The following is a 9,115-nucleotide window of genomic DNA, read 5'->3' as shown; positions in this document are numbered from 1 at the left end:
GTTGACAAAGAGCCGGAAAAAGCCTATCACACAAGCTCTAAAGCTGGATATGATAGGTTTTTATATTTTTCTTAACGTACTGTGCGGATACGCATTGTATTTGTACGAACAGCTTCTCCTACTGGTACACCAGCAACGATAACGATATCATCACCTGACTCAACGAGACCTGCTTCTACCGCTTTACGTTCAGCGATTTCGAACATATCGTCAGTTGAAGATGGAGCATCTGTCAACATTGGGATAACACCCCAGTTCAACATCAAGCCACGTTCTGTCAATTCGTCAAATGTCAATGCTAAGATGTCAGCATTTGGACGGTATTTAGAAATCAAACGTGCAGTGTGACCTGTCTTAGTAAGAGTTACAACCAATTTAATGTCCATTGAGTTAGTCGCATCTTTAACAGCAGAAGCCATTACTTCTGTCTTAGAGTTACGCTCAAATGAATCTGAATCCAAACGTCCGTATTCATTAAGAAGAGTTTGAGCATTCTTATCAATTGTAGCCATTGTAGTTACTGACTCAAGAGGGTATTTACCATTTGCAGACTCACCTGAAAGCATTGTTGCGTCAGTTCCGTCGATAACAGCGTTGAATACGTCTGATACTTCTGAACGAGTTGCACGTGGTTTTTCAGTCATTGTTTCAAGCATGTTTGTTGCAGTGATAACAACTTTACCTGCAGCATTGACTTTCTTAATAATCATTTTTTGGTAAACTGGAACCATTTCGAATGGTACTTCGATACCCATATCACCACGAGCAATCATAATACCATCAGCAGCTTCGATAATTTCATCCAAGTTATCGATACCTTGTTGGTTTTCGATTTTAGCGAACAATTGAACATGTCCGTTTCCAGTTTCTTCACAGATTGCACGAACTTCGTTCACGTCTTTTGCAGTACGTACGAATGAAATCGCAATAAAGTTGATACCTTGTTCAAGACCAAAGCGGATATCGTCGTTATCACGTTCAGCAAGGGCTGGGAAAGGAATTTTAGTGTTAGGAATATTCACACCTTTTTGTTTAGCGATGATACCATCGTTTTCAACTTCCACTTCAAATTCACGAGTTGCGTCATCTTTAGCAACCACACGAAGACCAAGTTTACCGTCGTCAACCAAAACTTGACGACCAACTTCAACATCATCATAGATATCAAGAGCACCAGCAACGTTCAATGCAATCACTTCACGAGTTGATTTGATTCCTTGTTTAGTTGCAACACGGATTTTCTCACCAGTTTTGTATGAATACTCTTTAGCTTCACCTTCGAACAATTCTGTACGGATTTCTGGTCCTTTTGTATCAAGAAGGAAACCAACTTTTTTACCTGCAAGTTTTTCAGCAAGTTTAACAGTTGCCATACGCTCACCTTGTTCTTGGTGGTCACCGTGTGAGAAGTTGAAACGGAATGTGTTAGCACCAGCTTCAATCAATTGAGCAATGTTTTTAGCTGAAGCTTCAACATCAAGTTTTTCACCCCAGTATCCGTCATCACCGAATTTTTTACCACCACGGATTTCTACCGCAGGACCCAAAGTTGCAACGATTTTTACACGTTTGTTCATGATTTTTGTGACTCCTTTATAGATATGACCTTTTTGGTCTTATTAACTAAATTGTAAATTATGACAAGCTCTTATTCAAGCTAGATAGCTCAATATCGGCTTTGTGTGGGTTGTTAACTACAATCTTACCTTCTGCAGTAAGGCTAAACAATGCTCCTTCTTCTGCCGTTCCAAGAATTGGGTTTTCAACCATTTTCTCGTTACGGATACCAACCGCAACACCACCAATACCTTCTTTAAGAAGTTTAACAGCATGGGCACCCATACGTGACGCCAATACACGGTCACGCGCAGTTGGAGAACCACCACGTTGAATATGTCCAAGTTCTGTCACACGAAGGTCGCTTGTATCTCCAGCTTCTTTAAGTTTTTGACCAAATTCAGCTGCTGACATCACACCTTCAGCCAAGACGATGATATTGTGTTTTTTACCACACTCATAACCACATTTAATGCTTTCTACGATGTCTTCAATCTTGAATCCTTCCTCAGGAATGATGATTTCATCTGCACCAGTTGCAATACCAGCCCAAAGAGCGATATCACCAGCGTTACGTCCCATAACTTCAATAACAAAAGTACGACGGTGACTTGATGATGTATCACGAATCTTATCAATAGCATCCATAGCAGTTGTAACCGCTGTGTCAAAACCGATTGTAAAGTCAGTACCAACGATATCGTTATCGATTGTACCTGGAAGACCGATAGCAGGGAAACCATGCTCAGTCAAACGCATAGCGCCGTGGTAAGAACCGTCTCCACCGATAACAACTACACCTTCAATGCCGTGTTTTTTCAATTGCTCAATCCCTTTTAGTTGCCCTTCAAGTTGAGCGAACTCTGGGTAACGAGCTGAGTGAAGGAAAGTACCACCACGAGAAATGATGTCTCCTACTGAAGCTGCATCTAGGGGATGAATTTCACCGGCAACCATACCAGCATATCCGTCATAGATACCAAACACTTCCATTCCTTCTGAAATTGCTTGACGAACAACTGCACGGATAGCAGCGTTCATACCAGGGGCGTCTCCACCACTAGTCAAAACAGCAATACGTTTCATATTGGTTTATGCTCCTTTTTCTTTTAACAGTCTTCTTGATTATACCACATTTGATTTTAAAATTCTTCTATTTTCCGTATTTTTAGCGATAAATCGTTTTCATAACGATTTCATTCAATTTCTCCTCTAATTCATCAGATTTAACTACAAAATAATGGGGAGAAACGATGGTTTTCTGTTCCTCCTCATACCGGATGATGACTGGGATTGAGCCTTTAAATTGTTCTAAAATACGTGAAATTTCTTGATCCGATTCATGATTTTTCACCTGTATCCAAAAGCGTTCAGCAACTGCTTCTCTTATTTCTTGTGCAATCATTTGCAGACGGCCATCACGTGATTGTATTTTTCCTTTTATATAGTAGAAGGCTCCCTCTTTTATTTCCTGTCCAACCTGACGATATAAGTCTGAAAAGAGAGTGACGTCCAATTTTTTCTTACTATCATCTACCTGTAAGAAGGCCATATTTTCACCCTTTTTGGTACGAATCACTTTTATTTTCTGAACTTCAACCAAAATAATAGCATAGCTATTTTCTGACAAATTTCCGATTGGGGTAATTGGGTAAATAGCTTTACTTGCGATAGTTTGTAGTGGATGTTTGCTGACACCTATCCCTAAAAGCTCTTGTTCCATATAGAATTTTTCTTGTTCCGTCCAATCCTCCGATTCCTGCCAACTATAAATAGTATCTCCAAATAAACTTCCCAACTCTTTCACAAATTCAAATAGATTGGCTAAGTTATTAAATACTTTTTGACGATTTTTTTCAAATAAATCAAAAAGACCAACTTTTACCAAAGGTTCTAGCAGAGGTAGTTTCAGATAATTCTCAGGTAATTTAGCTATAAAATCTTCAATGTTAGAATAGGGTCTATTTTCAATAATCCAGAGAGCTAAATCATTACTGACTCCCTTAATCGATTTCAATCCTAGATAGATGGACTTGTTGGCAATTTTATCGTGATAGGGAATGGTGTTGATGGACAGAGGAGCCACTTCAAAGCCTGCTTCAAGTGCATCTATTAAGTAATCACTGTTGGCAGAATTCAACATGACCTGATAAAAAATGGCTGGATAATGCGTTTTGAAATAAGCCAACTGGAAGGCCAAAGCTGAGTAAGCATAGGCATGTGACCTGTTAAAACCATAACCTGCAAACTTCTCCATGACATCAAAGACCTGCTCTGCTTTTTCCACAGTATGACCAGCTTCTAAGGAGCCTTGAATAAAGGAAGCTCTCATCTCATGCATGGCAGAAGCATCCTTTTTCCCCATAGCTCGACGCAAAATATCGGCCTTCCCAAGACTAAATCCAGCAAACCGCTGAGCTACCTGCATAACCTGCTCCTGATAGAGCATGATACCATAGGTTGGAGCCAAAATATCCTCCAGTACTGGATCCAGAACAGTCACTTCTTCCTGCCCATGTTTTCTTGCCACAAAATTATTGATATAATCACTAGCACCTGGTCTATTTAGAGAAGTAGTCGCTACGACATCTTCAAAACAGACTGGTTGCACACGCTTAAGCAGACGAATGGCACCAGGTTGTTCAAATTGAAAGATACCTTTTGTATTGCCAGAAGCAAATAAAGCTAACGTTTCTTTATCTTCCAAATCAATCTCGTTGATAGCTATCTTAATCCCTTCTGTTTCAGCAAGCAACTCTTTCATTTTCTGAACAAAGGTCAAATTTCGCAGTCCCAGAAAATCCATCTTCAAAAGACCGCTAGCCTCAACTCCATGAGCATCATACTGAGTCAGTGGAATTTCATCACCATGCTTTAGAGGAATGTAATTGGTCAAATCTTGGTCGCTAATCACAACACCAGCTGCATGGACAGAGGTTTGTCTTGGATACCCCTCAATCTTGCAGGCAATTTCAAAGGCTTTTTGGTATTCTAACTTACTATTAATTTGCTGACGAAACTGGAGATTGCCCTCATAGGCTGACTTGAGATTATCACGGAAACTGATTTTCTTGGTAATTGCGGATAATTCATACTCTGGAACACCAAAGCGTTTCAAGACATCACGCAGAGCTTGCTTGGCACCAAAGGTAGAAAAAGTAACGATTTGTGCCGCATGTTTACTGCCATATTTATTACCAACATATCTGATAAAATCTGGACGATAAATATCTGGGATATCAATATCAATATCAGGCATGGTATAGCGTTCACGATTGAGAAAGCGTTCAAAAATCAGATTTTTCTCTACTGGGTCAATCCCTGTAATATCTAAGGCATAAGAAACCAAGCTACCAACTGCAGAACCCCTTCCCATTCCCATATAGTAGCCATTCAGTCGTCCAAAACGCAACAAATCCCAAACAACCAAGAAATAATCATCAAATCCCATATCATGAATAACAGCCAATTCTTGGTCTAGACGGTCTTGATATTCTTTACTAGTCAATCCCTTCTGAGCAAGCCCAAGCTCAGCGCGTTCTCTCAACTCTTCTACTGCTGGTCTAGCTGGGTTAAAACGAGGCAGTTTCAGACTCGTATCCAAGTCGTAAGAAATGCCTGAAATCAGCTTTTCTAAATTGTCTAAGGCTTGCGGAAATCGTTCTAGGAATAATTTCTCTAAAGAACTTGCTGATATAAGGACATCTTGTCGTGAGCGCAAGGGAACTTCTCTAAGCGGTAGGTTTTCTTTAATCGCTGTTAAAACTTGAAGAACTTCTCTATCCCTGCTTTCAAAAGCATTGACCCGATAGAGGGGCAAGATTGGATGATAAAATTCGCTTGCTGGTGTTTCCGGATAAACCCCTATATAGTAATCACAGCCTAGTTCTAACGACTCCAGTCCATCAAAATAAGGCACAATTACCGCAATATCATTTAAGTACTGAGATAAAACCGACCAATTTTTCTCCCCCTGCATCTTGGCTGTCGAAAGCTTCATCAACTGCTGATAGCCCACACTAGATAAAGCTAAAAAGCGCAGATTCACTTCCTGAGCATCCACAAACACAGTCATTTCAAGCCCTAATAAAGGATGAATGCCATATTTTTTTGTAACCTCTAGAAAGTCAAAAGCACCATAAAGATTGTCAATATCCATTATAGCCAGATGAGTGTAGCCGAATTCTTTAGCTGCTCTCACATACTTTTCAATCGAAATGACGCTTTCCATAAAACTATAGACTGTTTTTGTATCTAGTTGTGCGATCAATTTACACTTCTCCTCTATCCTTCTCACTATATTATACCATTTTCACCTATAAAAGGCTTCTCTTGAGAAAAATTTCATCAGCTTACTAATTTACTTTCTATTCATTTGTATTTTTGCCATCGTTTTTATATTTATACTATATTATATATAAAAAATAGAAAACATACAATATAAATCTCCTAGAATTTTTATATTATACCCATTATATCTATTATTACACTGTTCTCTATATTGAATTTAGCACTTTATTCATTTTTATTAGATTATTTCCTTTTACAGTTAACAATTCCCTTTCTGCTTTTTTTTTGATATAATAACCTTAACTATCATTCTATATGGAGGTTCTATGCGTTTTAATCAATATAGTTATGTCACTTTTCCAAAAGAAAATATCTTATCTGAACTAAAAAAATGTGGCTTTAATTTACAAAACACAGCCAATCCCAAGGAATTACTGGAAACTTTTTTACGTCGCTTTTTTTTCACTTATGAGAACACCGACTATCCACTCTCCTGCTTAGCTATAGATAAAGAAACTAACATATTAACTTTTTTCAAATCTGACAAAGACTTGACAGCAGCTATTTTTTATACTGTCGCCTTTCAACTTTTGGGCTTTTCTTATTTGATTGACTTCGAAGACAGTGACGTTTTTCGTAAAGAGACTGGATTTCCTATTGTATACGGTGACTTGATTGAAAATCTCTATCAGTTACTCAATACTCGCACCAAAAAGGGGAATACCCTGATTGATCAACTGGTAAGCGACGGTCTTATCCCTGAGGATAATGACTACCACTACTTTAACGGCAAGAGTTTGGCTACCTTTTCCAGTCATGATGTCATTCGTGAAGTCGTTTACGTTGAGTCTCGTGTCGATACTGACCAAAAAGGACTTCCAGACTTAGTCAAGGTCAGCATTATTCGTCCTCGTTATGAGGGACAAATCCCTGCTATCATGACAGCCAGTCCCTATCATCAGGGAACAAATGACAAGGCTAGCGACAAGGCTCTCTACAAGATGGAGGGTGAGCTTGATGTCAAACCTGCTCACAAGATTGAGCTAGAAGAACCTCAACTCAATCTCGTCCAATCTCAAGGCCAAGCTGAGCTTGTGGCTGAAGCTGAGGAAAAGCTAACTCACATCAACTCTAGCTATACACTCAACGACTACTTCCTTCCACGAGGTTTTGCCAATCTCTATGTTTCAGGTGTTGGTACCAGAGACTCTACTGGTTTCATGACTAATGGCGACTACCAGCAAATCGAGGCTTATAAAAATGTCATTGATTGGCTTAATGGCCGTTGCCGTGCCTTTACCGATTATACGCGCCAGCGTCAAGTCAAAGCTGACTGGTCAAACGGAAAAGTAGCTACAACTGGACTTTCCTATCTAGGTACCATGTCAAACGGCCTTGCCACTACAGGTGTTGATGGTTTAGAAGTAATCATTGCTGAGGCTGGAATTTCTTCATGGTACAACTACTACCGAGAAAACGGTCTGGTGACTAGCCCAGGTGGCTATCCAGGTGAGGACTTTGACTCCCTTGCTGAACTAACCTACTCTCGTAATCTCTTGGCTGGCGACTATATCCGTGGCAATGAAGCTCACCAAGCTGACTTAGAAAAAGTGAAAGAGCAACTGGATCGCAAGACTGGCGACTATAACCAGTTTTGGCATGACCGCAACTATCTGCTCAATGCCCATAAAGTAAAGGCAGAGGTTGTCTTTACCCATGGTTCTCAGGATTGGAATGTCAAACCACTTCATGTTTACCAGATGTTCCATGCTCTTCCTACTAATATAAATAAGTATTTCTTTTTCCATAATGGCGCCCATGTGTATATGAACAACTGGCAGTCCATTGATTTCCGTGAGTCCATGAATGCTTTGTTGACAAAGAAATTACTGGGACAAGATACAGATTTTCAACTTCCGACCGTTATCTGGCAGGACAATACTGCTCCTCAGACTTGGTTATCTCTTGATAACTTTGGTGAGCAAGAAAACTTTGAAACCTTCTCACTTGGGCAAGAAGAGCAAGCTATTCAAAACCAGTACCCAGATAAGGATTTTGAGCGTTATGGTAAGACCTACCAGACCTTCAATACGGAACTCTATCAAGGGAAAACCAATCAGATTACTATTGACCTGCCTGTAACTAAAGATCTCCACCTGAACGGTCGCGCTCAGCTCAATCTTCGTATCAAATCCAGCACAAACAAGGGGCTTTTATCTGCTCAATTACTGGAACTTGGTCAAAAGAAATACTTACAGCCTTATCCAGCTGTTTTAAGTGCTAGAACCATTGACAACGGTCGCTATCATATGCTGGAAAATCTCTGTGAACTGCCATTTAGACCAGATGCACAACGAGTCGTGACAAAAGGTTACCTTAATTTACAAAATAGAAATGATTTACTGTTAGTAGAGGATATTACTGCAGATGAATGGATGGATGTGCAATTTGAACTGCAACCAACTATTTACAATCTAAAAGAAGGAGATACTCTTCGTTTAGTCCTCTATACGACTGACTTTGAAATCACCATCCGTGACAATACCGACTACTACTTGACTGTCGACCTCGCTCAGTCCACGCTTACCATACCTTGCTAAAAGGAGTTACATTATCATGAATAAATCAGAACACCGCCACCAACTCATACGCGCTCTTGTCGCAAAAAACAAGATTCATACACAGGCTGAATTGCAGTCCCTTCTTGCTGAGAACGACATTCAAGTGACCCAGGCAACCCTCTCACGCGACATCAAAAATATGAACCTATCAAAAGTCCGCGAAGAAGATAGCGCTTATTATGTTCTTAACAATGGTTCCAGCTCAAAATGGGAAAAACGTCTCGAACTCTACATGGAAGACGCCCTTGTCTTGATGCGCCCAGTTCAACACCAAGTCCTACTAAAAACCCTTCCTGGACTGGCTCAATCCTTTGGTTCTATCATTGATGCTTTGAGCTTCCCTGACGCTATCGCTACCCTTTGTGGTGATGATGTCTGTCTTATCATCTGTGAAGATGCAGATGCTGCTCAAAAGTGCTTTGAAGAACTGAAAAAATTCGCCCCACCATTTTTCTTTGAAGAATAATAAATGACTACAACTAACAATTATGCTTCAAAAAACCTGGTAGAAAGTCTTTAACATCAGAAAACGCATAATATCAAGTGTTTAAAACCCTTGATATTATGCGTTTTGCTTTATCCTAGGAAGATTTATACTCTTCAAAAATCTCTTCAATCCGCATTAACATCGCCTTGCCGTAGGTATG

General features: G+C 39.8%; 5 protein-coding genes. 2 read left to right on the top strand and 3 right to left on the bottom strand.

What is annotated here, in order from left to right; genetic code table 11:
• Positions 1–71: 71 nt before the first annotated feature.
• The 3 genes from pyk to HT671_RS11280 form a co-directional block, all read right to left on the bottom strand.
• Positions 72–1,577 (bottom strand): pyruvate kinase, encoded by a 1,506-nt coding sequence (pyk, locus tag HT671_RS11290; protein WP_001042799.1) that lies wholly within the window; start codon positions 1,575–1,577, stop codon positions 72–74.
• A 58-nt stretch (positions 1,578–1,635) separates the two neighbouring features.
• Positions 1,636–2,643, bottom strand: a complete 1,008-nt coding sequence (pfkA, locus tag HT671_RS11285) for a 6-phosphofructokinase (protein WP_000820864.1) — start codon at positions 2,641–2,643, stop codon at positions 1,636–1,638.
• 82 nt (positions 2,644–2,725) lie between these two features.
• On the bottom strand, positions 2,726–5,827 hold the full coding sequence (locus tag HT671_RS11280) for a DNA polymerase III subunit alpha (RefSeq protein WP_166735403.1): 3,102 nt from the start codon (positions 5,825–5,827) through the stop codon (positions 2,726–2,728).
• 346 nt (positions 5,828–6,173) lie between these two features.
• Between HT671_RS11280 and HT671_RS11275 the strand changes: the two genes are divergently transcribed.
• Together HT671_RS11275 and HT671_RS11270 are read left to right on the top strand one after the other, a co-directional pair.
• On the top strand, positions 6,174–8,447 hold the full coding sequence (locus tag HT671_RS11275; protein WP_138703490.1) for a Xaa-Pro dipeptidyl-peptidase: 2,274 nt from the start codon (positions 6,174–6,176) through the stop codon (positions 8,445–8,447).
• Between the two features lie 16 nt (positions 8,448–8,463).
• Positions 8,464–8,934 carry an arginine repressor gene (locus HT671_RS11270; RefSeq protein ID WP_138703491.1) on the top strand — a complete coding sequence of 157 codons (471 nt, stop codon included), beginning with the start codon at positions 8,464–8,466 and terminating at the stop codon, positions 8,932–8,934.
• Positions 8,935–9,115: the final 181 nt, after the last annotated feature.

It is taken from the genome of Streptococcus sp. 2741 (genome assembly GCF_013276315.1).
GTDB lineage: Bacteria > Bacillota > Bacilli > Lactobacillales > Streptococcaceae > Streptococcus > Streptococcus pseudopneumoniae.
This window is presented reverse-complemented; position numbering and strand designations above follow the sequence as displayed.

What these genes read in the sequence shown, in the direction of transcription:
- pyk (WP_001042799.1), bottom strand. Translation starts at nt 1,577, where the DNA reads ATGAACAAACGTGTAAAAATCGTTGCAACTTTGGGTCCTGCGGTAGAA.
- pfkA (WP_000820864.1), bottom strand. Translation starts at nt 2,643, where the DNA reads ATGAAACGTATTGCTGTTTTGACTAGTGGTGGAGACGCCCCTGGTATG.
- HT671_RS11275 (WP_138703490.1), top strand. Translation starts at nt 6,174, where the DNA reads ATGCGTTTTAATCAATATAGTTATGTCACTTTTCCAAAAGAAAATATC.
- HT671_RS11270 (WP_138703491.1), top strand. Translation starts at nt 8,464, where the DNA reads ATGAATAAATCAGAACACCGCCACCAACTCATACGCGCTCTTGTCGCA.